Raw genomic sequence first — 26,571 nt, forward strand, 5'->3', positions numbered from 1 at the left:
ATTTACGCACCAGCACCGAACGCTCCGCAGCGTCGACACCATGCAGCTGAAAAACACTCTTGGACGTATCCATGCCAATACGGATGACGTATCCATGCCAATACGGATAAGGTGTTCCACGGACGGCTCCCTTGTTTGAGATCTCAACGAACTCATTCTGGCACATCCGATGCCGTCGGGCGCCGTCCACCCCATCATGCCGTGACCTTAGCCGAAGGGTGCAGCGGAGCAGGATGCTGCACCGCTGCAGCGCTCTGATGTAGCGGCATGGATCCTGGGATCTGCGCCGCGTCGCTTCGCTCCTTGCTCCGCCCCAGGATGACGAAGCGATGGACGTTTCCGCTAATCGCCAAGGCATGTGATCCGTCGAAGCCAACGACCCGTGCAAAACTTCCGCGCAAAGTATCTAACGCGCCAGCCCAAAAATCGTGTCGCAGTCGAGGTGGGTTTCCAGTTCGGCTGCGATCTCGTCCAGTGCCCGTTCGACCTCGGCGCGGTAGTCGATGCCGCCGCCCTTGACGCCGAGGCTTTCGAGGAATTTCGCCCGGAAGGCGTCGGCGGAAAACAGCCCGTGCATATAGGTGCCCAGCACCTTGCCGTCGGCCGAGATAGCGCCGTCATCGATGCCGTTGATAACGGCGGACGGCCGCAGCGTGTCCGGACCGGTGGTGCGGCCGAGATGGATCTCGTAGCCCTCGAGCGGCAGATCGAATTGCACCGAGCGCGCGCTGACATTGCGCACCGTCTTTTCCGGCTCCATCACCGTTTCGACGTCGAGCAGGCCAAGCCCTTGCGTTTCTGTAACGCTGCCCTCGATGCCGTCGGGATCGCGCACGATATGACCAAGCATCTGGAAGCCGCCGCAAATGCCGACGATATGACCACCGCGTTTCCTATGCGCGGCAAGGTCGCGGTCCCAGCCGTTCTCGCGAAATTTCAGGAGATCGCCGATCGTCGACTTCGAGCCGGGAATGACCACCAGACCCGCATCTTCGGGCAAGCGCTCACCAGGCGGCACGAACACCACCTCAACCTGCGGTTCGGCCTTGAGCGGGTCGAGATCGTCGAAATTGGCGATGCGCGAGAGCACCGGCACGGCGATCTTCAGCGCTCGCTTCTCGCCGGACGCCAGTCGCTCGAGCACGACGGAATCTTCCGATGGCAGCCGCGCCGCCGCCTTCAGCCACGGCACGACGCCAAAACAGCGCCAGCCGGTGAATTTTTCGATCGCCTCGATGCCGTCTTCGAACAGCGAGACATCGCCGCGGAACTTGTTGATGAGGTAGCCGACGATCATGCGCCGGTCCTCCTCCGGCAGGATCAGATGGGTGCCGGCGACCGAGGCGATAACGCCGCCGCGATCGATATCGCCGACCAGGATCACCGGCACGCCGGCGCGCGTCGCAAAGCCCATATTGGCAATGTCGCGGCTCCTGAGATTGATCTCGGCCGGCGACCCGGCGCCCTCGACAATGACCAGATCGGCGCCCTCGCCGACCTTTGCCCAGGAGTCCAGCACCGCATCCATCAGCCGGCCCTTCAGCGCCTGGTAGTCGCGCGCCCGCGCCTCGCCGAACACCTTGCCCTGCACGACGACTTGAGCGCCGACATCGGTCTGCGGCTTGAGCAGCACCGGGTTCATGTGGACGGTCGGCGCTGCGCCGCAGGCGATCGCCTGCAGCCATTGGGCGCGGCCGATCTCGCCGCCGCCTGAATCGCCTGGAATATCGGCGACAGCGGCGTTGTTCGACATGTTCTGCGGCTTGAACGGCCGCACTTTCAAGCCGCGCTTCTTCGCCGCGCGGCACAGACCGGCGACGAGCACCGTCTTGCCGACATCCGAACCCGTGCCCTGCAGCATGATCGCCTTGGCCATATCAGTCCCTGCCCTGCGCAACGGTTGCGGTGATCGTCGACTTGGCCGCCAGTGGCCCGCCACGCCAGAGATAGAGCGCCAGCAGCGGCTCCTTGCCGGTGCGCATGGCGTGGTTGATGTCAGAGGCATGGTGGATCACTTCGCCCGCCGCTCGAAGGCGAAAACCGCCGTCGCCCATGCGCCATTCGGTGCCGCCGGTCAGCGGGATGTAGATCTCCTCCGCGACATGGTGGTGATCGGGGTAGACAATGTCGGGCCCAAGGATCAGCAGGCCGCCCGCGACCTCGTCATTGACGAAATGGCCGCGTGTGCCGAACACCTCCAGCCAGCCGTAATTGTCGATGAAAACCGTGCCGAAATCCGCCTCGCCATAGGTCTGGCCCCAGTGCAGATAGCCGCGACGCTCCGCAACCAGCCGCGCCAGCGACTTGGCCGCAGCGGGAGCGAGTTCGACGATCCGGTCGAGCTGGACGAGACAAGGCAGTGCATGCGGTTCGAGCGGCCGGCCCGGCATGTCCCAGCCGATCCGCGCCACAGCGTCCTGCACGAGCGCATCGTCGAACGTCTGGAGATAGGCATGGAAGCATCCAAGCAGTTCGTCGAAAGTTGTCGTCACACTTTGCTCCAAAGCGCATTCGCGCACAGCGGCTGCCCAGATGGTTGGATAGAGACGGTCGGGTTGCGCGGCGGCATCATTGGTCTAGATTGGACTGCGCGCAAAGCCAAAAACGACAGGCCAGCAGGCCGGAAACATCAGGGAGCACGCCATGGACGCCGCTGTCGATGCGGGCACCAGCCAGTTCGAACTCAACGAAGACCAGCGCGCCATCCAGGAGATGGCGCAAGCCTTCGCCGCCGACCGTGTGGCGCCGAACGCACTCGACTGGGATCGCAACAAGTATTTCCCCGCCGATGTGATCCGCGAGACAGGTCCGCTCGGCCTTGGCGGCATCTATGTCCGCGACGACGTCGGCGGCTCGGGGCTCGGCGGGCTCGACGCCGTGCTGATCTTCGAGGCGCTTTCGCGGGCCGATCCGGCGTTTTCCGCCTTCATCTCGATCCACAACATGGCGGCATCGATGATCGACCGCTTCGGCAGCGACGAGCAGCGCCGGCGCTTCCTGCCGAAGCTGACCTCGATGGAATGGCTGGCGAGCTATTGCCTGACCGAGCCCGGCTCGGGCTCGGATGCGGCGGCGCTGAAGACGCGCGCGGTCAAAAGCGGCGGCGATTATGTGCTGAACGGCGCCAAGCAGTTTATCTCCGGTGCCGGCGACAGCGACCTCTATGTCGTCATGGCGCGCACCGGCGCCGACGGGCCGAAAGGCATTTCCACCTTCGTCGTGCCGAACGATGCGCCCGGCCTTTCCTTCGGCGCCAACGAGCGCAAGATGGGCTGGCACATGCAGTCGACCCGCCAGGTCGTCTTCGAGGACTGCAAGGTGCCGGTCGAAAACCTGCTGTCGGTCGAGGGCGCCGGCTTCGGCATCGCCATGGCCGGGCTCGACGGCGGCCGGTTGAACATCGCCGCCTGTTCGCTCGGCGGCGCGCAATCGGCGTTCGACAAGGCGCTCGCCTACACCGCCGAGCGCAAGGCTTTCGGGTCGAAGATCAACCAGTTCCAGGCGCTGCAGTTCAAGCTTGCCGACATGGAGACCGAATTGCAGGCAGCGCGCGTCTTCCTCTACACCGCCGCCTCGAAGCTCGACCGCAACGCGCCGGATGCCTCGAAATGGTCGGCAATGGCCAAGCGCTTCGTCACCGACACCGGCTTCAATATCGCCAATGACGCCCTGCAGCTGCATGGCGGCTACGGCTATCTGCATGATTACGGCATCGAGAAGCTGGTGCGCGACCTGCGCGTCCACCAGATCCTCGAAGGCACCAACGAGATCATGCGCGTCATCATCGCACGCGCGCTGATCGGACGGTAAGGCAGTAGGCAGTAGGCAGTAGGCAGTAGGCAGAAAGATGACCGGCAAGATCAATTCGTACAAGGATCTTATCGTATGGCAGCAGGCGATGGATCTGGCCGTCACCACCTACTCCCTGACCAAGGCATGGCCAAAAGAGGAATTGTATGGGTTGACCAGCCAAATCCGCCGCTCAGCAACCTCTATTCCTGCAAACATCGCGGAAGGTTACGGTCGAGACAACAGAGGCTCCTATCAGCAATTTCTCAGGATTGCCCAGGGATCGCTGAAGGAGTTCGAGACACACCTCCAGATCGCTGAACGCATTGGCCTTGCTACGCATGATCAAGCTTATCACGTGCTTTTAGCGACCGAGGGCATCGGGAAAATGCTTCGCCAACTTATTAGCAAACTTGCGCCCGAATAGGTCGCTTACTGCTTGCTGCTTACTGCTTACTGCTTACTGCTTACTGCTTACTGCCTACTGCCTACTGCCTACTGCCTACCCAAACCACGGAGCGCCATTATGACCACCATCGCCTTCATCGGCCTCGGCAATATGGGCAATCCGATGGCCGCCAACCTGGTCAAGGCCGGATATGCCGTGCACGGCTTCGACCTGGTGCCGGAGAACCTCGTCATTGCCAGGGAGCACGGCGTCATCGTCATGGCCAATGCCGTTGCGGCGGTGAAAGACGCCGATGCGGTCATCACCATGCTGCCAGCCGGCAAGCATGTTCTGTCGGTTTACGCAGACATAGCGTCCAAGGCAAAAAAAGGCGCGCTGTTCATCGATTCCTCGACCATCGATGTCGAGTCGGCTCGAAAGGCCCATGCCATCGCCGCCAAGCACGGGTTGCTGTCGATCGACGCGCCGGTCTCCGGCGGCACGGGCGGTGCGGCGGCCGGCACGCTGACCTTCATGGCCGGCGGTTCGAAGGATGCCTTCGCCAAGGCCGAACCAATCCTCAAGCCGATGGCCGGCCGCATCGTTCATTGCGGCGACGACGGCGCCGGACAGGCGGCGAAGATCTGCAACAATATGATTTTGGGCATTTCGATGATCGGCGTTGCCGAGGCCTTCGTGCTGGCGGAAAAGCTCGGCCTGTCGCACCAGGCGCTGTTCGACGTCGCCTCGACGTCGTCCGGCCAGTGCTGGTCGCTGACCACCTATTGCCCGGTGCCCGGCCCGGTGCCGACATCGCCCGCCAACAATGGCTATAAGCCTGGCTTCGCGGCGGCACTGATGCTGAAGGACCTGAAACTGTCGCAGGAGGCCGCACAGAGCGTCGGTGCAGCAACGCCGCTCGGCGCCGAGGCAGCCCAGCTTTATGCGCTGTTCAACGCACAAGGGAATGCCGGCGCGGATTTTTCCGGCATCATTAATTTCCTCCGTGGTGACCCGGCGTAAGCTCCAAGTTCACAGGTTTTCGATCTGCCCAATGCGGAAAGCCGGCAAATTTAGGTTTGCTTAAGCTCTTGCTAACCCTGCAGTAACGATATGCGTTTAAAACGGATTGCGAGGCGGACATCCGCCCGGCGCTCCGGATCAGGTCTCGCGTACCGGAGCCCGTAAGTTTCGCCGTAAGTTTCGCAAGTGTATTGTTGGCGAAGCGCCATGCGTATCTGGCAAAGCCGCGTTCCGATGGAGCGCGGTTTTTGCGTTTCGCATTCTTCAAGGACAATGAGGCGATCGCCCTGGCGCGTCTCCAGATGATCGTCGGCGTCGTGGCTGCTGTCCTGAGCTACGTCGACCCACAGGTGGTCGCGCCCCAATCCCCCAGCGCGTCGGTGCCATGGCTCATCGATCAGCTACGCTACTTGCGTGCGAGCACGACGTGGGCCTCTTGGGGGAACATCAGCTCCCCTTCAGTTGAATAGATTGCCAGCGAAAAATTTAGATCACCGGTGATCGCTGCGATGACTGCTTCCCGATGCCCGGCATCAATTCTGCTGACCAGCCCGGCCTGCGGAGTCGCTGCCAGCTGTAGCCGCACATATTCCCTAGACGAGGGAAATCGGATGTTTTGTGTCGTCGTGTGGATGGTCACCTGACGAAATCCCGCCTCGGCCACCAATCGGTAAAGCTCGTCCGCATCGGCGAGTGAATGCTCAGACCTTTCGTTGCCGAAGCGCCTGGACCGAGGTGTCGATCCAAGGCATCCGCCAGCGCCTTCGCCGCAGGAGTGTGCTCAATAGCGCTGAAAACGTTTAAAGCCAGTCGGCCGTCAGGCACCAGAACCCGGAACATCTCACGGAGCGCACTAGATCGATCCGGAAAAAACTGCAGTCCGAGCTGGCAAAGAACCAGATCGAAGGCGGAGTCAGGGAACGGCATTTCGAGCGCGCTTCCCTCATGCCAGTCGATACGCGCTCCAGCGCCTCTCGGGAGCGACCGAGCAACGGCGAGCATGCCCGTATTGATGTCGAGGCCGACGACCTGCCCACTTCCCATACGCTCGGCCGCCGAGCGTGCCACCACGCCGGTGCCGCAAGCTACGTCCAAAATCCGCTCACCAGATTGAGGCGCAGCACGATCCATCAGGTCCGCAGCCCACAGGGCTGTGATTGCCGGGACCAGGTAGCGCTCGTAGAGGTCCGCGGCGCTGCCTTCCAGCTGCCACTGCTCCTGCTGGGCCATAGTGTCCCTCCCGCACAACGATCTCGGGCAACGGGCCCGATCGGCGCTTCAGCAGCCATCATAAAGCGCGTGTCTGTCGACTAGCAACCGGGCAATGGAAACCGGCAGGGTGCTATTCTTCGCGTTCCGTATCACAACGGTCTTTGCACCATCCGCCCCAAGTAGAATCAAACTCGCATTCTACTGTGCACTCCACGCGCGGCATCTCGCCAATATTTACGAGGCCGATATCCACGAGTTTGTAGCGAGCGATCGCCTTTGGATATTTCCTGAAAACACCCTCAATTTCCGCCACGAAGCCCTTGTGCTCTTCTGGAACCGGCCTTTTGAAAGGTGTTTTGGCGTCCTGCGCAAGAGATACAGTGATGACCGATTGCATAACCAAGGCTAGGATCAAAGAAATGGTGCGCATCAACTGTCTCCAATACGCCTTATGTGGAGAGATGTTTTGATGGTGGATGGCCGCAACTCCGGGACGGGGGGAAGGCCGTATCGAGGGTAGTCTGCGTCAAACATGGCCCACCATCGCCCGTGTAATCGTTGCACGGGCAGTTGCCGTGCGCCTCTATGTGCGCGTTGCAAGGGTTCCCGAACCCAAACCCATCATCAGGTAAAGTTACTCCCGCCCGCGCCAGTAGCGCCGCGGCTTCTTTCCGCGCGCTGATGATCAAGAACGCGGCCTTTTCCAGGGCTTCCGATTGTTCGCGCGTGAGACCCTCCCGAGACGGATATTTAAACATGTGTCACTCCCTCAGATTTGGATTCGCCAAATGCCTCAATTGGGAAGCAAGCATGCTTCAATTTGCACACCGCTCGACTTGTTCGCACTTCAACGTGGCGCAATTCGTTGCGACGTGGCGCTAAGGACAGCTAGTCGCCCATTTTGGTCTCCTTGAACGAATGATCCCTTGCTGAATTCGATCAGGCGAAGTTGACAGGACCGGACTTACGGATGGCTTACGGACGTCACGCTGATCGGCGGCAGGTGACAAGACGGGCGCCGTTCGCACGCTTGCCGCGCTCGGCATGGACGAGTTTTGCCAGGCGGGAGTGAGGTAGGCTTGGCGCGCCAAAGCTGAATAGTCGGCAGTGCCTGGATGGGGCGCGTTTCCACCCGCAGCCGAATTCGAACTGACTTTGTCCACGTCCTCGACCATCTGCTCGGCGATCGACGCAGCGATCGCCGAGCGTCCGACTGCAGGTCGCCCGGCGATGGTTCTACCTTACCCCTTGCGCAAATCCGCTTGCGCCAGATCGAGCGCCGTGGCGATGCGGTCGCAGGCCATGTCGATCGTCTCGCGGGTCCAGATCAGCGGCGGCGACAGGATCATCGTGTCGCCGGTAGCGCGCAGCATCATGCCCTGGACAATCGCGTGGTCGCGAACCATCACCGCCGCGCTGCCGGCGGGCAGGAAACGCTCCTTGGTTGCCTTGTCCTTGACGATCTCGATCGCCCCCATCAGCCCGAACGAGCGCACCTCGCCGACCAGATCGTGCCCACCGAGACGTTCCTGCAGCGCCCTGGCGAAGTAAGGCCCGGTGTCGTTCCTGACGCGATCGACCAGGCCTTCGCGCTCGATGATCTCGAGGTTCTTCAGCGCCACCGCGCAGGCCACCGGATGCCCGGCATAGGTGTAGCCGTGATAGAATTCGCCGCCCTTTTCGACCAGCGTCGCCGCGATGCGGTCGCCGACCAGCAGCGCCGACAGCGGCTGATAGCCGGAGGTCAGCGCCTTGGCCGTGGTGATGGTGTCGGGCTCGACGTCGAAGGCTTGTGCGGCGAACCACTCGCCTGTGCGGCCATATCCGGTGATGACCTCGTCCAGCATCAGCAGGACATCGTATTTGCGGCAGATGCGCTGCACCTCCGGCCAATAGCTCATCGGCGGGATCTTCACCCCGCCTGCCCCCATCACCGGCTCGCCGATGAAGGCGGCCACCTTGTCGGCGCCGGCTTCGAGGATCGCGTCCTCGACCGCTTTTGCCGCGCGCAGGCCGAAATCATGGTCGCTTTCGCCGGGCAGTGCGAGCTCATAGGCATAGGGCATCATCACATGGACGATGTTGGGCACGGCGCCGCCGAGCTGCTTGTGCATCAAATCCATGCCGCCGAGCGAGGCGCCGGCGATGGTCGAGCCGTGGTAGCCCATCTTGCGTGAGATGATGCGGTTCTTCTCGGGCCTGCCTTCCAGCACCCAATAGTGACGGACCAGGCGCAGCGCCGTGTCATTGGCCTCCGAACCGGACGAGCCGTAAAACACCTGGTTGATGTGCCTTGGCGCGATCTCCGCCAGCTTTTTCGACAGCAGAACCGGCGTCGGCGTCGAGCATTTGAAGAAAGAGTTGTAGTAGGGCAATTCCTTCATCTGGGCGTAGGCGGCGTCGGCGAGCTCGTCGCGGCCATAGCCGACATTGACGCACCACAGCCCAGCCATGCCGTCAAGGATTTCCGTCCCTTCGGCATCATAGATGAACGGCCCGTTGGCGTGGGTGATGATGCGCGAGCCGGTCTCGCGCATCTCTTTGTGGTCGGTGAACGGATGAAGGTGATGCGCGGCATCGATCTGCTGAAGCTGCTTCAGCGAATAATTCTGGTAGGTCATGTCTGGTCTTTCCTCTTGAACCAATCCGGCAGCTTTCGCGCCGGGGCGGATTCGTCAGAGGACAGCGGGCGGCGAATAGCCGATGCGAGCGCACAGCCGCAACAGCTCGGCGCGTAGCGTGCGCGACGACGGCGTCACCGCCACCCCAAATGCGCAACCCGATTTCGCCAGCCGAGCCATGCATGTACCTTAGGCTGCCTCGAGCCCTCAGTTCAAGCCGTGCCGGTCAAGCGACGCCGGTCAATTGGTGCCAGTCAATTGGTGCCAGTCAGGGCCCGCTGCAGGAAGACGTACTTCATCGCCGCCTGTGCGGCCTGCGGCCGCCGGTCGCCGCGTCCACCATGGCCGCCTTCGGTCTCCTCGAAGAACAGCGTCTTGCCGTGGCCGGCCGCCTGCAGCCGTGCCGCCATCTTGCGGGCATGGCCGGGATGGACGCGATCGTCGGCGGTCGAGGTCGTCAGCAACACCGGCGGATAGGCTGCATCCGTGTCTACATGCTGGTAGGGCGAATAGGCGGCGAGCCAGGCTGCCTCTTCCGGCTTCGCCGGATCGCCATACTCGGCCATCCATGACGCGCCGGGCGGCAGCTCGGTGTAACGCAGCATGTCGAGCAACGGCACGTCGATGATCACTGCACCGAACAATTCCGGGTGCTGGGTCAGCGAGACGCCGGTCAGCAAGCCACCATTCGATCCGCCCTGGATGCCCAGTGTGTCGGGCGTAGCGATGGCGCGTTTGATCAGATCTTGCGCGACGGCAGCGAAATCGTCGAAGGCATTCTGGCGATTGGCCTTGAGCGCTGCCTGGTGCCAGTTCGGGCCGAACTCGCCGCCGCCGCGGATGTTGGCCTGCACATAGGCATTGCCCTTCTCCAGCCACAGCCTGCCGCGCACGCCGGCATAGCCGGGCAGCAGCGGCACTTCGAAGCCGCCATAGCCGTAAAGCAATGTCGGCAAGGGTCCATGCAAGTCGCGCCTCCTGACGACGAAGTACGGGATCATCGTGCCATCCTTCGAGCGCGCCTCGAACTGTTCGGAGAGCAGGGACGACGCGTCGAAACGCGCCGGCTGCGATTTCACCGGTGCCAGCGTGGCAGCATTGTCGTCCGACCAGATGATCGAGCTCGGCGTCAGGAAATCGGTGAAGGAAAAGGAGACGCTGGAACCGAAATGCTCGGCATGGCTGATGCCGACATTGCCGTTTTCGGGCAACGCCACGGGCTTGAACTCCCAGCCGCTGTCGCTGCGCTCGCCGGCGACGACCTTGCCGCGCACATTGTCCATCAAATTGATGAACAGCCGGTCCTGCGTGCGGGCAATGCCGGCGATCGAGACGCGGTGCGCCGGCTCGAGCACGGTATCGAGGGATCCGAATATCCCGGTTTCGATCCAGCGCTCGAAATCGAGTGAATAGAGCCCGTCGGGCTTACACAGCGTGCCGTCCGGCGCAGTCCACGGGGTACGCACGCCGAAGACGAGCTGGCCCTTGAACAGCGCTGTATCGGTGACGTCGTCCGGCAACGGGATGCGCCTGTTCTCGCCGGAAGGCAGCCGCAGGAAACTGTGCGAGGCGAAGAAGTCGATGGTCCGGGCGAGGAAGACATGACGCTTGTCGCCGTCGAATTCGACGGACCCGCCGGCGGCAAGATCCTGCTTCAGCGCCTCGAAGATCGGCATCGCCGCTTCCAGTGGCGTGCCGCGCCGCCAAAGCTTGACCACGCGCGGATAACCGGACTGGGTCTTGTCGTCCTCCTCGAAGGCGGCGGAAACGATAACCGTGTCCTCGTCCAGCCAGCTAAAGCTCGACTTCGAGGCAGGAGCGCGAAAGCCGCCATCGACGAACGATCTGCTTTCGATATCGAATTCGCGCATCTCGCTGGCATCGCCGCCATCCGGCGACAGGTTGAGCAGGCAGCGGCTGAAGTCGGGGTAGAGCCGACTGGCGCCGCTGAACACCCATTTCACCCCCTCTTTCGCCGCCAGACTGTCGAAGTCGATGATCGTCTGCCATTCCGGCTTGTCGGTCTTGTAGGAGGCGACGGTGGTGCGCCGCCAAAGGCCGAGTACGTTCGTCCGGTCCTGCCAGAAATTATAGACATAGCCGTTGATAGCGGCCCCAACGGCGATGTTATCCTCGGCTGTCATCAGGTCGAGCGCCGTCTCGAACGACGTCTGATAGGACGGATCGCCCTGCAGCTCCCCGACCGTAACTGCATTTTGGTGATGCACCCAGTCGAGCGCCTGCTTGCCCCTCCTGTCCTCAAGCCAGAGAAACGGGTCTTCGGCCGCCGAACCCGGCTGGCCCTTGGTATTCGATTTGGTCATGACGTCTCCGGTTGAGTCGGGCGGCGGCATAGCCAAGATCGACATGGGGCCGCTTATATTCAAGTCATTCGTCAGAAACGGCGGCTTTCTGGCATTCACACCATCCGTCTTCGAATGACCGTTACAACTGCCAGCGCCAGGCAAATGGCACCGAGCGTCATTGGCAGGCCGCCGGCGCCAACAACATCCATGGCGCTGCCCGCCAGCGGCGGCACGGCGATGCCGCCGACGCCCCACATCAGCGAGAAGGCGGCGTTGCCGGCGACCAGTGCCGAGCCGGTGAACCGCTCGCCGAGTTCAATGATCGACATCGTGTAAATGCCGTAGGAAACCGCGCCCCAGATGAAGACGCACGGCCAGATCAGCGGCGTCTCGATGAGGAACGGCAACAGAACGCATCCGAGCACCGTCATCGAAACACAGATGAACCGCACCAGCCGCGCCGTCAGTCGTTCCGCCAGCAGGCCGAGCGGCACCTGCATAGCGATGTTGCCGGCGATCATCACCGACAGCAGCGCCGACATGCGCGCTTCGGCGATGCCATAATGTGTTCCGTAGACCGGCAGCAAGGCGAGCACCGCCTGTTCGAAACCGGCGGCCACGATCACCGCCGATAACAGCAGCCACGCCTGCGGCACGAACCCCAGCACCGAAACGCGGTGCCCGCTCTCGTCGACCTTGGGCAGCCGTGCCAGCACCGAGGCGAGGCAGGCGCCGCAAAACAGGAATGCGGCGATGCCGACGAGGAACGGCGGCCATCCCTCGGTGCCGACCGCAAGCAGGCACAGCGGCCCCGCCGCAAAGCCCGCCGAAATGATGGTCGAATAGATGCCCATGACGCGGCCGCGGCGTGTCGGCGGCGCCAGTGCGATCACCCAGACTTCGCTCAGCACGTAGAGCGGGTTGGTGACGGCGCCGATCAAAAAGCGCAGAGGAAACCACAGATAGACATTTTGCGTCCAGCCGATCAGCGCCAGCACCAGCGCGGAAAGTGCCGCGCAAGTAAGCGCGGTGCGCCCTGCCCCGAAACGCCCCGCCAGCGCCGGAACCAGCGGCGACGAGACGATGAAGCCGATCGGCGTCATTGCCGCCGACAGGCCGATCATGGCCGGCGAGACGCCCTGGCGCTGCAGGATGAAGCTCAACAGCGGATAGCTCAGCCCTTGCGCGATGGCGAACACCGAGACGGTGGCGATCACGCCGGTGATCGCCGCCCACTGCACTGTCTCGCCGCTGTCCTGTTCCGCCCGGTCCATGATGCAGGACTAGCGTTTCGCTTTCATCGCGGTAAGCACCGGCAACGAAAACCGCTTGCGCCAGCCGGAAGAGAATAAGAGCCTGACGATCCCTCCGGCTGCCCTTTAGGCATGTCGCTTCCCTCGTCCTAGTGGTCGCCGCCTCCGCAATGGCTGGCCGGCCGGCAGTCCATTATGCCGCCGCATTGCCGCAGCGTACGAGGACTATCATGACCGCCGCCATTCAGCCCGCCGAACCTGCATTGGCAAACGACCGCGCCCGTCGCGGCGGCCGCGCGGGAAAGCGTGCCGGCGGATCGGCGGCGTTCGAGCAGCCGCCGTTTCGGCAGTTGAAGAACCCGCTGGCGCCGACCCGGCTGGTTTCCGACGACGAGCTGGAATCTATCCACCTCGCCTCTCTGCGCGTGCTGCGGGAAATCGGCGTCGACGTGCTGCATGACGAAGCCCGGCGCATTATGAAGGCGCATGGCGCCGATGTACGCGAAGGCGGCGAGCGGGTGCGCTTCGACAGTGACATGATCCTGGAACTGGTTGCGCACTGCCCGCCGGAATTCACCATCCACGCCCGCAACCCGGCGCACAACGTGCGCTTCGGCGGCGATAATCTGATCATCTCGATGATGGCGTCGGCGCCCAATTGCTCCGACGTCGACCGCGGCCGCCGGCCGGGCAACCAGCAGGACTACCGCAACTTCCTCAAGCTTGCGCAGATGCACAACATATTGAACTGCACGGGCGGCTATCCGGTCGAGCCGATCGACATCCATCCGTCCGTCCGCCACCTTGAATGCATACGTGACCTCGCCACGCTGACCGACAAGATGTTCCACATCTATTCGCTCGGCAAGGAGCGCAACGTCGACGGCATCGAGATCACCAGGATCGCACGTGGCATCAGCCATGAGCAGTTGCTTGCGGAGCCGTCGGTATTCACCATCATCAACACCAATTCGCCGCTCAAGCTCGACGTGCCGATGATGGAAGGCATCATCCAGATGTCGAGCAAGGGCCAGGTGGTCATCGTGACGCCGTTCACCCTGTCCGGCGCTATGGCGCCGGTGACGATTGCCGGCGCGCTGGTGCAACAGAATGCCGAGGCGCTGTCCGGCATCGCCTTCGCGCAGATGGTGCGCAAGGGCGCGCCTGTCGGCTACGGCGGCTTCACCTCGAATGTGGACATGAAGTCCGGCGCGCCGGCCTTCGGCACGCCGGAATATATGAAGGCGCAGCTTGTCGGCGGGCAGCTCGCCCGCCGCTACAACATCCCCTACCGCACCTCCAACACCTGCGCAGCCAACACGGTCGACGCGCAGGCCGCCTATGAAAGTGTGTTCTCGCTGTGGGGCGCCATCCAGGGCGGCGGCAACCTGATGATGCATGCCGCCGGCTGGCTCGAAGGCGGCCTGCGCTGCTCCTATGAGAAGACCATCCTGGATATAGACCTGTTGCAGATGGTCGCAGAGTTCCTGACGCCGCTCGATCTTTCCGAGGAAGCACTCGGTTTCGACGCCATACAGTCCGTCGGCCCCGGCGGCCATTTCTTCGGCACCCAGCACACGCAGGACCGCTACAAGACCGCGTTCTATGCGCCTATTATCTCGGACTGGCGCAATTTCGAGAGTTGGGCGGAGGCCGGATCGCCGACGGCGCTCGAAAAGGCCAATCGCGTCTGGAAGGAACGGCTGGCCTCCTATGAAGAGCCTTACATGGATCCGGCAATCCGGGAGGAGCTCAACGCCTTCGTCGACAAGCGCCGGGCCGAAGGCGGCGCGCCGACCGATTTTTGATCATCTGATGAGTAGTCGACCCCCACTCCGTCTTGATGGCAGGCTGGCCCGAAACATCGCTGTATCCCATCTCCGCTTTGTTTTCGCGCCCCGCTCACTCGATTCAATCTCTTCAAAAACGGATCTATCTTCATGAAATCTCATGCAAAAGCGGTTGTCATCGGCGGCGGCGTCGTTGGCTGCTCGGTGCTCTATCATCTGGCCAAATCTGGCTGGACCGACATCATGCTGATCGAGCGTTCGGAGCTCACTTCCGGCTCGTCCTGGCATGCGGCGGGCGGCTTCCATACGCTGAACGGCGATCCCAACGTCGCCAAGCTGCAGGCCTATACGGTGCAGCTTTACAAGGAGATCGAGGAGATTTCCGGCCAATCCTGCTCGCTGCACCTGACCGGCGGCGTGATGATGGCCGACACGCCCGAGCGCATGGACTTCTTGCGGCTCGCCCACGCCAAGGGCCGCTATCTCGGCATGGACACCGAACTGATCACGCCGTCCGAAGCCAAGGCAATGTTCCCGCTGATGGACGAGACGAATTTCGTCGGCGCCATGTGGGATCCAGTCGAGGGCCATCTCGACCCTTCCGGCACCACCCATGCCTATGCCAAGGCCGCCAGGAAGCTAGGCGCCGAGATCGTACTGCGCAACCGCGTCGTGGAACTGACGCAGGAGGTCGACGGCACCTGGAACGTCGTCACTGAGCAAGGCACAGTCAAAGCCGAGCATGTGGTCAACTGCGGCGGCCTGTGGGCGCGCGAGATCGGTCGCATGGTCGGCGTCGAACTGCCAGTGCTGGCCATGGAGCATATGTATCTCCTGACCGAGCCGATGCCGGAGGTCGAGGAATTCAACAAGTCGACCGGCCGCGAGATGATTGGCGTGCTCGATTTCAAGGGCGAGATCTATACCCGCCAGGAGCGCAACGGCATCCTGCTCGGCACCTATGAAAAGGCCTGCAAGCCGTGGTCGCCGGTCAGCACGCCCTGGGATTTCGGCCACGAGCTGCTGCAGCCAGACATCGACCGCATCGCGCCGTCGCTCGAGATCGGCTTCAAGCATTTCCCCGGCATCGAAAAGGCCGGCATCAAGCAGATCATCAACGGCCCCTTCACCTTCGCGCTGGACGGCAACCCGCTGGTCGGCCCGGTGCAGGGCCTGACCAATTTCTGGTGCGCCTGCGCCGTCATGGCCGGCTTCAGCCAGGGCGGCGGCGTCGGCCTGGCGCTGTCGAACTGGATGGTCCATGGCGACCCCGGCTTCGACGTCTGGGGCATGGACGTTGCGCGCTTCGGCGAATGGGCAACGCTGCGCTATACCAACGCAAAGGTCCGCGAAAATTATTCGCGCCGTTTCTCCATCCGCTTTCCCAACGAGGAATTACCGGCGGCAAGACCAGCGCAGACGACCCCGCTTTACGACACCATGCTCGCCAACAACGCCGTCATGGGCGACAGCTGGGGTCTCGAAACCCCGCTCTGGTTCGCGCCGAGAGGCTCGGAGCCGAAGGACGTCGTGTCCTTCCACCGCTCCAATGATTTCCGCCCGATCGGCGAGGAGGTGCGCGCCACCCGCGCGAGGGTCGGCGTCACCGAGATCGCCAACTTCGCCAAATACGAAGTCTCCGGGCCAGGGGCCGAGGACTTCCTCAACCGTCTGATGACCAATCGCATGCCGAAGACCGGCCGCATCGTGCTGACGCCCATGCTGAACGAGTTCGGCCGGCTGATCGGGGACTTCACCATCGCCAAGGCGGGCCCAAGGGGTGGGGAAGAACGCTTCATGATATGGGGTTCTTCGGCAGCGCAAAAATACCACATGCGCTGGTTCGAGAAGCATCTGCCAAAGGATGGAAGCATCCGCATCCACCGCTTCGACCAGACGCTGGTCGGTCTCTCCATCGCCGGGCCGAAATCCCGCGACCTGCTGCAGAAACTGGTCGATGTCGACATGTCGACCAAGGCCTTCCGCTTTATGGATTTCCGCGAAATGGCGGTCGGCGGCGCGCCTTGCATGGTCAATCGCATCACCTACACCGGCGACCTCGGCTACGAGATCTGGATGGCGCCTGCCTACCAGCGCCTTGTCTACAAGGCGATCAAGGAGGCTGGCGAAGAGTTTGGGCTTGTCGATTTCGGCATGCGGGCTTTGCTCTCTATGCGCCTTGAGAAGAACTTCCCGACCTGGTTCCGCGAGCTACGTCCGATCTACGGACCGTTCGAAGGCTCGATGGACCGCTTCATCAAGCTAGAGAAGAACGACTTCATCGGCCGGGAAGCAGCGGCCAAGGAACAGGCAGAAGGGCCGAAACTGCGCCGTGTCTCCTTCATCGTCGATGCCGCGGATGCAGACGTCATGGGCGATGAGCCGATCTGGGCCAAGGTCGGCGGCAAGGATTACGGCACCGTGGAAAAGCCGCATGGCTATGGCGCGCCGCGCTTCGACGCGGGCGGCAAGGAAGTGCGCGGCTCGAACGCCGCCGAAGGCGCGTCTGCCGTGCGCGGCATTGTCGACGGCGACTGGCGCGTGGTCGGCTGGGTCACCTCCGGCGGCTATGCGCATTATGTCGAGAAGTCGATGGCGCAGGGATATGTACCGGCGGCGCTTGCCGAGAACGAGAGCGCCGGCCTGTTCGAGATCGAAATCCTCGGGCACCGGCGTCCCGCACGCATCAATGTCGAACCGCCTTTCGACCCGAGCGGCGAAAAGATGAGGACGTAGGCGCAGCCAGCCGGTCGCATTGTGCGGAGCATACTCTTCATGCTAGCGCAGCCGGCAACACTCTGCTGGCAAGGGCGATGAGATTTCATTGAAGTACAATCTGAGATGGGCCGAGTGGCTGGCCGAGGGACGGATCGGCCCCTTCCCGGCGGCGATCGTCATGGTCGCGGCTTATTTTGCCTTGCAGACCATCATACTGTCCCTGTTGAGCTCTTGGGCGGGAACCGGCGTCGGCATCGATGATGCGGAGCAGCTGATCTATGTTCCGTATTTCTGGGCTGGATATGGCGGCTCGCAACCACCCCTGTACACCTGGATCAACTGGCTGGCCGCGCATGTTTTCGGCACCAGTATCTTCACGCTGAAGCTCGTCAAATACTCCGTGCTGTTCCTTGCCGCCTGCAGCGTGTTCGCCGCCATGCGGCGGTTCGGCTACACCAAAGCGACAGCGGCGGCGGCCATGTTCGGCCTGTTTACGATCCCGCAGATCGTCTGGGAATCGCAGCGCGCCTTGTCGCATTCCGTCGCCGTCGTCGGCTTCTGCTCGCTGCTCCTGCTGGCCATGGCCTATCTTCTCGAGCGGCGAAGCATGATCGCCTATGTGGCGTTTGGCCTGGCCACCGCGGCGGCAATTCTTGCCAAATATAATGATGTCTTCCTCGTGGTGGCCCTTGTTGCGGCCGTGCTGTCGCTGCGCGAATGGCGCAGCTCGATCCTTGATCCGAAGTTCGCCATCAGCATAGCGGTCGCGATATTGGTGCTGGCGCCGACCACCTATTGGAGCCTCATGCATCCCGCCGATTTATTGTCGAGAGGCGAGAAGTTCGGAATAGACGCGCAACAAGGGCGCATGGCCGCGGCCTTTGTCGGTGCCGGCAAGTTTATCATGGGAACCTTCAATTTCGCGGTCTTGCCCGTGCTCGTTTCCGCCCTGGCTTTCTGGCTGGCGAAGTTCCGTTTCTCCGAGCGGCACCCGAAAGGTCCGGCAAGGGAAATTCTGTTGTGGCGTACCTTGGCGCTCGGCTTGGCCATGCTGGCAATACTTGTACTTGCCACCGGCGTGACGGTGGTCAAGGACCGCTGGCTGCTGCCGGTCCTGTTCATCTTGCCGCTGGCCATCCTGGCCACTATGGAACGGCTGGCGCCGCGCGGCAGGAATGCGCAGCTCCTGGTCATCGCGGCTGGAGCGATCATCGCCGTGCTGCTCGCGCCGGCCACCTGGTACGTCCAGATAAACGGGACCAGTGGCCTCTCGCGGATGATCCGCGTGGATTACCCCGCCCTCTATCGCCAACTGACTGCGGACGGACCGGTCAAAACCGCAATATCTGATGGTGCATGGGTCGGAAACCTGCGGTTGGTCGACGAAAAACTGGTCGCACTTGACCAGGAAGTGCCTAATTTCGAAACGCTGATGCAGGAACCAGCCGTACTCGTCTGGCTTGACCGAGACGATCCGCGTCCGGTCATTTTGGAGCAGCTCAAAGCGGCCGGCTATGAGCCGGACGGCCAACCACGGCACATGATGGTTCCGCTGTTGCGCGGCACCGGCAAGTCCGCCCGGGCCGGCGCCTATGTAAGATTGAAGAGAATGGCGGTGGGAGAAGCCACGGCGCCCAAGGAAGGCGTTAGCGGAGGAGCCGAGGGTGGACAGGAACCCGACTGACCGGCCCCGTCATCACCGCAAGATCATGCCGTTCGAGCCCGACGGATCGAATGATGTGCTGCGCAAAAAATCGCAGCTGAAGGCCGCTGAACTCAACCAGCATGCGCTGGGCTATGGAGCGCTGGCGGAAGCCGAATGGCAGGCGGCGGGCATTGCTGCTCCTGACCTGCCCGCCATGCGCCGATACCGGCTCGAGCGCATCCGCGCCGAGCTGAAGCGCCGCGACTATGCGGGAGCCCTGCTCTACGATCCGGTCAATATCCGCTATGCCACCGACGCAACCAACATGCAGCTCTGGGTCGCACACAATCGGACCAGGCATTGTTTCGTTGCCACCGATGGCCCGGTGGTGCTGTTCGACTATTTCTCCTGCGAGCACCTTTCCGATCATTCCGGCGTCGTCGACGAGGTGCGGCCGGCGGTGTCGTGGGCTTATCTGTACAGCGGCGAGCTGACCGGCCAAAAAGCCCGCCGCTGGGCAGCCGGCATCGCCGACCTGGTATTGGAACATGGCGGCGGCAATCGCCGCATCGCAGTCGACCACATCAATCCCGAGGGCATCGAAGAGCTCGCCCGCCTCGGCATCTCGACCGGCAATGGCGAGGCGGTGATGGAAAATGCGCGGCTGATCAAATCGCCCGACGAAATCCTTGCCATGCGCCGGGCGATCGCCGCTTGCGAGGCGGCAATGGGCGAGATGGAGAAGGCGTTGAGGCCTGGCATCTCCGAGAACGAATTGTGGGCCGAACTCCATCGCGGCAACATCGCGCGCGGCGGCGAATGGATCGAAACCCGGCTCCTGTCGTCGGGTCCGCGCACCAATCCATGGTTCCAGGAGTGTTCGTCGCGGACGATCAAGGCCGGCGAGCTCGTCGCTTTCGACACCGACCTGATCGGTCCTTACGGCTTCTGCGCCGACCTTTCGCGCACCTGGCTTTGCGGTGACGCGCCGCCGTCGCAGGAGCAGCGCGACCTGTTCCGCATCGCCGCCGACCAGATCGCCCACAACACGGAGCTGATGCGGCCGGGCATATCGCTCCGCGACCTCGTCGAGGGCTCGTCAGTGCCACCGGGAGACTGCTTCCCGGCCCGTTACGGGGTGCTCTATCACGGCGTCGGCCTTGCCGACGAATACCCGACTTTGCCGCATGCTGGCGACTGGACCGACGACACACCGGGCGGAGTGCTCGAACCTGGCATGGTGCTGTGCGTCGAGAGCTATATCGGTCGGCTTGGCGGCTACGAAGGCGTCAAGATCGAAGAACAGATCCTGATCACTGAAACCGGCTACGAGAAGCTTTCGACCTACCCGCTCGACAATCGGCTGCTTGGCGGCTGAGCGATGCTAATGCATGTCGCGCAAAAGTGTGCAGCGGCTTTGCGATAACGACATGCATAAAACAAGAATCTAAAGCGCGTCGCATGAGGCCGACCGAACGCGACGCGCTTTACGTGAGCGCCGCGATCGCCTCGCGCATCGCGGCGACGATCGTTTCCGGCGTCGTCCTGGCGGTGATGAACGGCAAGCCTTTGCGCCGCCTTGTCCAGCCGACGACCGTCACCTTCTGCGCCGTCGGCTCGAAACGCTGCGCCAGCGCCCAGCTCTCGCAATCGATCGCCGCGACGTCCGCCCTGCCCTCGGCAACGGCAACGATCGAAGCGCGGTGCCCACAGCTTTCGCTCAGCGCGGAAAAGATATCCAAACTCTCGCCCAATGCTTGCAGGTCGCGGGCTGGCGCGATGATGCCCGACATGGAATCGAGGCTGTTGAAGGTGAAGCGCTTGCTGCGAAGCTGATCGAGCGGAATGACGGCGCAGCCGTCGGCCGGCGACCTTGCCGGCGGTGCCTCGCCCGCCCTCATGACGATGGCGCTCGAATAGAGTTCGCCCTGTCCACCCTCGAAGGCGTCGTAACGCGGCTGGCCGACGAGCTGGACACGCTGCGACAGGCCGAGTTCCATCGGTCCCCAGCAGGTTTGCGCAAAGAGCAGCGCCGGATGCAGCCAGAGCTGGTGAAAATCCAGTTCGTCCGGCGGCAATGTCGCCGGATCGGGCGCGATGGGTTTTCCCTGATCATCGCGAATACCGCCAGGTACGGGGGGCAAATCGCCGGTGCGGCGGATGATCGTCTCCGGCGCATCGATGCCTTTTTGTCTGAAAGCATCGCGCAGCCGCGCCCATTGCGCGTCGACATCGTCCCGCGCTTCCGGCCAGTCGTACATCGGCAAAGCCGCAATGAATTCGCTCATGCCGGGATTTGACCGTTATGCGGGGAAATTGACAAGGTCAGGAAAGCGTCGTCCGCGCGGCACCGCCTGCAACAACGCAAGAATCATTCTTTCGGCGGCTCGGCGGGTACCGGTGCGCTGCCAAGCCCATTGAGGCTGCGTGCCCTGACGCGCGGCTTGAATGCGCGTCCTGGTTCCGGCATGCGCCGCAGCACGGGATGGACGACCGGCTCCTTCGCCTTGAAGGCATAGGCCTTGAGCAGCGCGAAATAGTTCGGATAGGCGTAGCCATTGTTCATCCGCAGCCATTCGTCACGGCGGTCGCGAAACACCTTCGGCAGCCTGTACCAGGCCACCGTCGGGCTCTTGTGATGGACGAAATGCAGATTGTTGTTGAGGAACAGGAAGGACAGCGGCGAGCGCTCGACGATGATCGTGCGGCCTTCCGGATGTTCAGACCATTGGTGCTCGGCGTAGGTGCGGATCGAAATCAGCGACTGCCCAAGCCACACCGGCACCAGTATGTAGAGCCATAACGGCATGCCGAAGCCGAACTGCACGATGGGCAGCACGATGGCGAGGCCGATCGCGTGCAGTAACCAGGCCTTGCGGACGACGTTGTCGCCCGCGGCAACCTGCTTGGCGTCGTCGATGAAAAAGCCGATGCAGGAAAGCCACGGGCCTAGCACGAAACGGCCGAGCATTGTGTTGTTGATCTTCAGCAGGAATTTCATCGCCGACGGCAGCTCCTCGTGCTGCCAGAGCGCCTTGTAATAGCTTTCGGGATCATCGAGCGGATCGGTCAGGCGCTCGTCTGCATGGTGGCGCAGATGAATGGTCTTGAACCGGCGAAACGGCCAGACAAGGCCAATCGGCAGGAACACAAAGGCTTCGTTGAGCCGCGCATTCCGGGTTGGGTGGCCGTGCAGGACCTCGTGCATCAGCGAGGATTGCAGCGCCGCAATCAGGGTCAGAAAGGCGAGTGCCAGCAGCGGGTAAGAGGGCCAGAGCAGGAAGCCGGTAGCGAGCCAGCCGCCGTAGCAGAGAAGTGCGAGAAATGCTGTCGGCCATTCGATGGCCATTGCGCCGTGTCGCCTGTTGCCCATGCTCGTCATGCTATCGACCACTGCCTTCCAGTCGCCGGAACCCGTTTGATTCCTGACAACATTGTGTCAGGAGCGTTGCGTCGGCGCAACGCGATAAAGCGCACAAACTGTTGCGATTGCGCATTTTCAGCTGCATATGTTATGTATTGTAAACAGCCAACAGGATTCATTTGCGCCTGAAGCCCGCGTTCGCGGCTTTAAGCGCAAATTTTTCCTCCTATTGAATGGGGTGGCGATTTGGACAAGCGCGACCTGTCGACGATCTTTCGCGAGCGCCTGAAAATGCTCTTGACAAGGTCCGATTTGAACCAGTCGGCCTTCGCCGCCGCGGTTGGCATCGACCGTTCGGCACTGTCGCAGCTGCTCTCCGGCGCCTCGACCCGCCTTCCCCGCGCCGAAACGCTGCTCAACATCGCCGCCGAATTCAAAGTCTCGCTCGACTGGCTGCTCGGCCTCAGCCACGACGAGGGTGTTACCGGCGAAATCCGCGAGAGCCTTGAGATCGAGGAGGCGCCGGACGGCTTCGACCGCACGCTGCTGGCTCGCTGGCATGCCGAGGCGGCGGGAACGAAAATCCGCTACGTGCCGGCCGGCATTCCCGATCTTCTGCGCACCGAGGCGCTTGTCGACTACGAAGCCGTCATCGCCAACAAGAGCCGCGAGGCACAGGCCGGCGAAACGCAGTACCGCATCGACTACAACCGACGGCCCGAAACCGACATGGAAGTCTGTATGCCGCGCCACACGCTGGAGATCTTCGCGCGTGGGCTGGGCGTGTGGGACCGCTTTCCGGAGGTCGACCGCCACCAGCAGCTCCTGCACATGGCGACGCTGCTCGACGACCTCTATCCCACCTTCCGCCTGTTTCTCTATGACGGGCGGATGCGCTATTCGATCCCCTACACCATCTTCGGGCCCTATCGCGCCGCCATTTACGTCGGCGACATGTATCTGGTGCTGAACGCCACGCAGCCGATCCGCATCCTGACCAGCCATTTCGACAATCTGATCCGTGCCGCGGACGTCAACGCGCATGAAGCGGCCAGCTTCACACGAAAGCTGGCGGAGATGCGATTTTGACCGGTTGCTCTACGTGCCGACATTGACGGCACATAAAGAATTCTTTATATCCTTATCTCAGTTATTCTTCCGGGAAGGCGTATTTCACATGACCAATCCGATCGACGCTCTGCTTGCCGAAAAGGGCGTTCTGCTCGCCGATGGCGCCACCGGCACCAATCTGTTCGCCATGGGCCTTGAGGCCGGAGAGGCTCCCGAGCTCTTGAACGAGACCGCGCCCGACACCATCACCAGCCTGCACCAGAACTTTGTCGATGCCGGCGCCGACATCATCCTGACCAACTCTTTTGGCGGCACCCGTCATCGGCTCAAGCTGCACCACGCGCAGGACCGGGTCTATGCGCTGAACAAGCGCGCGGCCGAGATCGCAAGCGCCGTCGCCGGCAACGCTGGCCGCAAGGTGATCGTGGCCGGCTCCGTCGGCCCGACCGGCGAGCTGCTGGTGCCGCTCGGCGCCATGACCTATGACGAGGCGGTCGAAGCCTTTGCCGAGCAGATTGAGGGGCTGAAGGCCGGCGGCGCCGAAGTCGCCTGGATCGAAACCATGTCGGCGCCTGACGAAATCCGCGCCGCCGCCGAAGCCGCCATCCGCGTCGGCCTGCCCTATACCTATACCGGCTCCTTCGACACCGCCGGCCGCACCATGATGGGACTGCTGCCGAAGGACATCCACGGCGTCGTCGATGGCCTGTCGCAGACACCGCTCGGTGTCGGCGCCAATTGCGGTGTCGGCGCCTCCGACATTCTCGCGTCGCTGCTCGACATGACCGAGGCGAAGCCGGAAGCAACGGTGATCGTCAAGGGCAATTGCGGCATTCCCGAATTTCGCGGTGCCGAGATCTACTATTCCGGCACACCCGAGCTGATGGCCGACTATGTGCGCCTCGCCGTCGATGCCGGCGCCAAAATCGTCGGCGGCTGCTGCGGCACCTCGTTCCAGCACCTCGCCGCCATGCGCAAGGCGCTCGATGCGCACACCAAGTCGGATCGCCCGACCGTCGAGCAGATCGTCGAACGCATCGGCCCGATGCGCAACAAGCAGGCTACGGTCAATGTCGCCGAGACCAGCGAAGCCCGCCGCGAGCGGCGCCGCGGACGCGCCTGACGCTTTCGTCTGCGACATGGTCCGCGCGAAGCGGTGCGGCCGCGAAAAAAGGCCGGCAAGGTTTCCCTCGCCGGCCTGCCTCACCCGCCCGTAGGCCGGCTCCCCCTATCAGAACGATCCCATCTGAAAGAAACCGGCCGTCATTGCCACTACCGGTTACCGCCGAGCGCCGAGGCAAGGCGCACAAGCGAGAGGAACTCGGACCGGTATCCAAACGGATCGGCTCCCCTGGCGGCGGTGGCAATCTGCATGATCTTGTCGTAGCCGAACTTCGCGGTCGCATCCTCGTCGCGCAGCTTCTGGCCGAAGGCAGCAACGGCAACAGAGAAACGCTGGTCGGTGCTGGCCTGGTCGAACGACGCCACCTCATTGGCTGACGTTACCGGCGTGGTGATCAGCTTCGAGGTGTCCTCGTTCGGCAGCTTGTAGCGGATCTTGACGAAAGCATATTCGTCGGCATTGGCGACACCGCCATTGTTCACCGAGGCCTGGCCGTAGCGCAGCTGGTCGATCTGTTCGCCGCCGCTGCCCTTAGGCGTGATCTCGTAGATTGCGGTGACTGAATGACCTGAGCCGATCTCGCCGGCATCGACCCGGTCATTGTTGAAATCCTCGCGGTTCAAGGCGCGGGTTTCGTAGCCAATCAGCCGGTACTCCGAGACCTTGTTCGGGTTGAACTCGACCTGGATCTTCACGTCCTTGGCGATGGTGAACAGCGTCGAGGAGGCATCCTCGACCAGCACCTTCTCGGCCTCCGCCAACGTATCGATGTAGGCAGCAGTGCCATTGCCGTTCTGGGCGATGGTCTGCATCATCTGGTCGTTCAGATTGTCGCGGCCGAAGCCGAACACCGACAGGAATACGCCTGTCTTGCGCTCCTTTTCGATCAGCCGCTTCAGGTCGTCGTCGTCGGTCTGGCCGACATTGAAGTCGCCATCGGTGGCGAGCATCACCCGATTGATGCCGTCTTTGACGAAGGATTTCTGCGCCAGCCTGTAGGCTTCCTTGATGCCGGCCTCGCCTGCCGTCGAGCCGCCGGATGTCAGATTGTCGATGGCAGCGAGGATCTTGTCCTTTTCCGAAGCCTTGGTGGGCTCCAGCACGGTACCGGCATCGCCCGCATAGGTGACGATCGAGACGGTGTCGTCAGGTCTCAGCTTGTTGACCAGCAGTCGGAAGGCCGACTGCAGGAGCGGAAGCTTGTCCTGCTCGTTCATCGACCCCGACACATCGATCAGGAAGACCAGATTGGCCCTGGGCTGCTCGGCCGGCTTCACGTCGAAACCCTTGATGGCGACATGCATCAGCCTGGTGTGCTCGTTCCACGGCGACGGCATGACGCTGACGGTCGAGTTGAACGGCGTCGAGGCGGAGTCCGGGCCTTTCCAGTCATAGGGGAAGTAGTTGACCATCTCCTCGACGCGAACCGTGTCGGCCTGCGGGATAAAGCCTTCCTTCAGCGAGCGCCGGACGAAGGAATAGGAAGCGGTGTCGACATCGATCGAGAAGGTCGAGACCGGGTCTTCAAGTGCGGCATGCACTGGGTTGGTCTTGAAATTCTCGACGCGGTCGCGGTTTTCCTCTTGCGGCAGCATCTGGTCGGCCGGCGCAGCGGCGGGCTGCTGTGCCATCAGCTTGGGCTCGGCAACCGTGCCAGGCATGCGGCCGACCCGCGCGCCGCCATCGGCTGAAGGGGCCGCGGAGCTTGCGTCGCCGTTCAACGCAAGCTCGCTGCTCGGCTGCGGTTCGGGTGCATTGCGGCTGAGCACATCCTGCTGCGTCAACCCGCCGACTGCGGTCGATTCCGCTTTCGGCGGCGATGTCGGCGCCACGAGCGCCTCGCCGGCGTTACGGCTTTCGCTGTCGGCGTCCGCCTTCTTCTGCTTGTCTGCTTCGGCCACGACCGGCGGTTTGACGGTCGCCGGCTTGTCGGCCAGCGTTTCGGTGATCTTATCACCGCCGAATTCGGGCCCGCTGAATTTGGATTCCCCCAGCATGTACATGGTAGCGTATCCGGCGATCGGCAGGGCAACGAGCCCGGCAATGGCCGGCGTGGCGAAGAGTTTCTTTTGCATGATTTCGCTCCAGAGCTTTTGTGCTCGCTCTGTGAGACGAAGCCCGCTCACCGATCCTTGGGCGGCCGGTAAAGTTTTTTCGTCCATATCATAGGCGCGCAGCGCGGCCTGGAGGGCACGCGCCTTTGCGTCCGCGTCCGGCGCCGGTGCCGCGATGTCGCGCAGTCTGTTGAGTTCGTTGTCGTCGACCATG

The 26,571-nt window shown here is 62.6% G+C and carries 21 protein-coding genes; 9 read left to right on the forward strand and 12 right to left on the reverse strand.

Features of this window, described 5'->3' with window-relative positions:
• Positions 1–406: 406 nt before the first annotated feature.
• Positions 407–1,876 (reverse strand): cobyric acid synthase, encoded by a 1,470-nt coding sequence (locus tag NKI41_RS04105; RefSeq protein ID WP_352613988.1) that lies wholly within the window; start codon positions 1,874–1,876, stop codon positions 407–409.
• Between the two features lies 1 nt (position 1,877).
• Positions 1,878–2,492, reverse strand: coding sequence for a dimethylsulfonioproprionate lyase family protein (locus tag NKI41_RS04110; protein ID WP_352681577.1), 615 nt, complete (start codon positions 2,490–2,492; stop codon positions 1,878–1,880).
• Between the two features lie 151 nt (positions 2,493–2,643).
• Between NKI41_RS04110 and NKI41_RS04115 the strand changes: the two genes are divergently transcribed.
• From NKI41_RS04115 to mmsB, 3 genes are all read left to right on the forward strand, one after another.
• The gene (locus tag NKI41_RS04115; protein ID WP_352681579.1) at positions 2,644–3,810 is read left to right on the forward strand and encodes an isobutyryl-CoA dehydrogenase; all 1,167 of its coding nucleotides are present in this window, start codon (positions 2,644–2,646) and stop codon (positions 3,808–3,810) included.
• A gap of 37 nt (positions 3,811–3,847) precedes the next feature.
• Positions 3,848–4,216: a four helix bundle protein gene (locus tag NKI41_RS04120; RefSeq protein WP_023719958.1), complete on the forward strand. Its 369-nt coding sequence runs from the start codon at positions 3,848–3,850 to the stop codon at positions 4,214–4,216.
• 99 nt (positions 4,217–4,315) lie between these two features.
• Positions 4,316–5,200, forward strand: coding sequence for a 3-hydroxyisobutyrate dehydrogenase (mmsB, locus tag NKI41_RS04125; RefSeq protein ID WP_352681581.1), 885 nt, complete (start codon positions 4,316–4,318; stop codon positions 5,198–5,200).
• 406 nt (positions 5,201–5,606) lie between these two features.
• On the opposite strand, the gene NKI41_RS04130 is transcribed toward mmsB, so the two are convergent.
• The 7 genes from NKI41_RS04130 to NKI41_RS04160 form a co-directional block, all read right to left on the reverse strand.
• Positions 5,607–5,840, reverse strand: a complete 234-nt coding sequence (locus tag NKI41_RS04130) for a hypothetical protein (protein WP_352681583.1) — start codon at positions 5,838–5,840, stop codon at positions 5,607–5,609.
• Entirely contained in the window at positions 5,837–6,430 is a 594-nt protein-coding gene (locus NKI41_RS04135; RefSeq protein ID WP_352681585.1) for a methyltransferase domain-containing protein, read from the reverse strand. Before NKI41_RS04135 ends, NKI41_RS04130 begins: the two co-directional genes overlap by 4 nt.
• A gap of 112 nt (positions 6,431–6,542) precedes the next feature.
• A complete protein-coding gene (locus NKI41_RS04140) occupies positions 6,543–6,842 on the reverse strand; it encodes a hypothetical protein (protein WP_352613982.1) in 300 nt (99 codons plus the stop codon).
• Positions 6,843–6,861: 19 nt separating this feature from the next.
• Positions 6,862–7,170, reverse strand: coding sequence for a DUF6422 family protein (locus NKI41_RS04145; RefSeq protein WP_352681587.1), 309 nt, complete (start codon positions 7,168–7,170; stop codon positions 6,862–6,864).
• A gap of 483 nt (positions 7,171–7,653) precedes the next feature.
• On the reverse strand, positions 7,654–9,033 hold the full coding sequence (locus NKI41_RS04150) for an aspartate aminotransferase family protein (RefSeq protein ID WP_352681589.1): 1,380 nt from the start codon (positions 9,031–9,033) through the stop codon (positions 7,654–7,656).
• Between the two features lie 254 nt (positions 9,034–9,287).
• Positions 9,288–11,357 carry a prolyl oligopeptidase family serine peptidase gene (locus NKI41_RS04155; RefSeq protein WP_352681591.1) on the reverse strand — a complete coding sequence of 690 codons (2,070 nt, stop codon included), beginning with the start codon at positions 11,355–11,357 and terminating at the stop codon, positions 9,288–9,290.
• A gap of 95 nt (positions 11,358–11,452) precedes the next feature.
• Entirely contained in the window at positions 11,453–12,613 is a 1,161-nt protein-coding gene (locus tag NKI41_RS04160) for an MFS transporter (protein ID WP_352681593.1), read from the reverse strand.
• 209 nt (positions 12,614–12,822) lie between these two features.
• Here NKI41_RS04160 and NKI41_RS04165 point away from each other — a divergent pair, with 209 nt between their 5' ends.
• The 4 genes from NKI41_RS04165 (at position 12,823) to NKI41_RS04180 (ending at position 20,123) form a co-directional block, all read left to right on the forward strand.
• Positions 12,823–14,400, forward strand: coding sequence for a trimethylamine methyltransferase family protein (locus NKI41_RS04165; RefSeq protein WP_352470303.1), 1,578 nt, complete (start codon positions 12,823–12,825; stop codon positions 14,398–14,400).
• A gap of 132 nt (positions 14,401–14,532) precedes the next feature.
• On the forward strand, positions 14,533–17,118 hold the full coding sequence (locus NKI41_RS04170) for a GcvT family protein (protein ID WP_352681595.1): 2,586 nt from the start codon (positions 14,533–14,535) through the stop codon (positions 17,116–17,118).
• A gap of 88 nt (positions 17,119–17,206) precedes the next feature.
• Entirely contained in the window at positions 17,207–18,784 is a 1,578-nt protein-coding gene (locus NKI41_RS04175) for an ArnT family glycosyltransferase (protein ID WP_352681597.1), read from the forward strand.
• 25 nt (positions 18,785–18,809) lie between these two features.
• Complete coding sequence (locus tag NKI41_RS04180) at positions 18,810–20,123, forward strand: M24 family metallopeptidase (protein WP_352681867.1); 1,314 nt, start codon at positions 18,810–18,812, stop codon at positions 20,121–20,123.
• A 109-nt stretch (positions 20,124–20,232) separates the two neighbouring features.
• Here NKI41_RS04180 and NKI41_RS04185 read toward each other — a convergent pair whose 3' ends face one another.
• Together NKI41_RS04185 and NKI41_RS04190 are read right to left on the reverse strand one after the other, a co-directional pair.
• Positions 20,233–21,033 (reverse strand): phosphate/phosphite/phosphonate ABC transporter substrate-binding protein, encoded by an 801-nt coding sequence (locus NKI41_RS04185; protein ID WP_352681599.1) that lies wholly within the window; start codon positions 21,031–21,033, stop codon positions 20,233–20,235.
• An 83-nt stretch (positions 21,034–21,116) separates the two neighbouring features.
• On the reverse strand, positions 21,117–22,127 hold the full coding sequence (locus tag NKI41_RS04190) for a fatty acid desaturase (RefSeq protein ID WP_352681601.1): 1,011 nt from the start codon (positions 22,125–22,127) through the stop codon (positions 21,117–21,119).
• A 228-nt stretch (positions 22,128–22,355) separates the two neighbouring features.
• Between NKI41_RS04190 and NKI41_RS04195 the strand changes: the two genes are divergently transcribed.
• Together NKI41_RS04195 and bmt are read left to right on the forward strand one after the other, a co-directional pair.
• Positions 22,356–23,198 (forward strand): helix-turn-helix domain-containing protein, encoded by an 843-nt coding sequence (locus NKI41_RS04195; RefSeq protein WP_352681603.1) that lies wholly within the window; start codon positions 22,356–22,358, stop codon positions 23,196–23,198.
• A gap of 88 nt (positions 23,199–23,286) precedes the next feature.
• A complete protein-coding gene (gene bmt / locus NKI41_RS04200) occupies positions 23,287–24,303 on the forward strand; it encodes a betaine--homocysteine S-methyltransferase (protein WP_352454606.1) in 1,017 nt (338 codons plus the stop codon).
• Between the two features lie 149 nt (positions 24,304–24,452).
• Here the strand turns inward: bmt and NKI41_RS04205 are convergent, their stop codons facing one another.
• Positions 24,453–26,570, reverse strand: a complete 2,118-nt coding sequence (locus NKI41_RS04205; protein WP_352681605.1) for a vWA domain-containing protein — start codon at positions 26,568–26,570, stop codon at positions 24,453–24,455.
• Between the last annotated feature and the right edge of the window lies 1 nt (position 26,571).

The organism is Mesorhizobium sp. M0601 (genome assembly GCF_040320845.1).
In the GTDB taxonomy this organism is placed as follows: domain Bacteria; phylum Pseudomonadota; class Alphaproteobacteria; order Rhizobiales; family Rhizobiaceae; genus Mesorhizobium.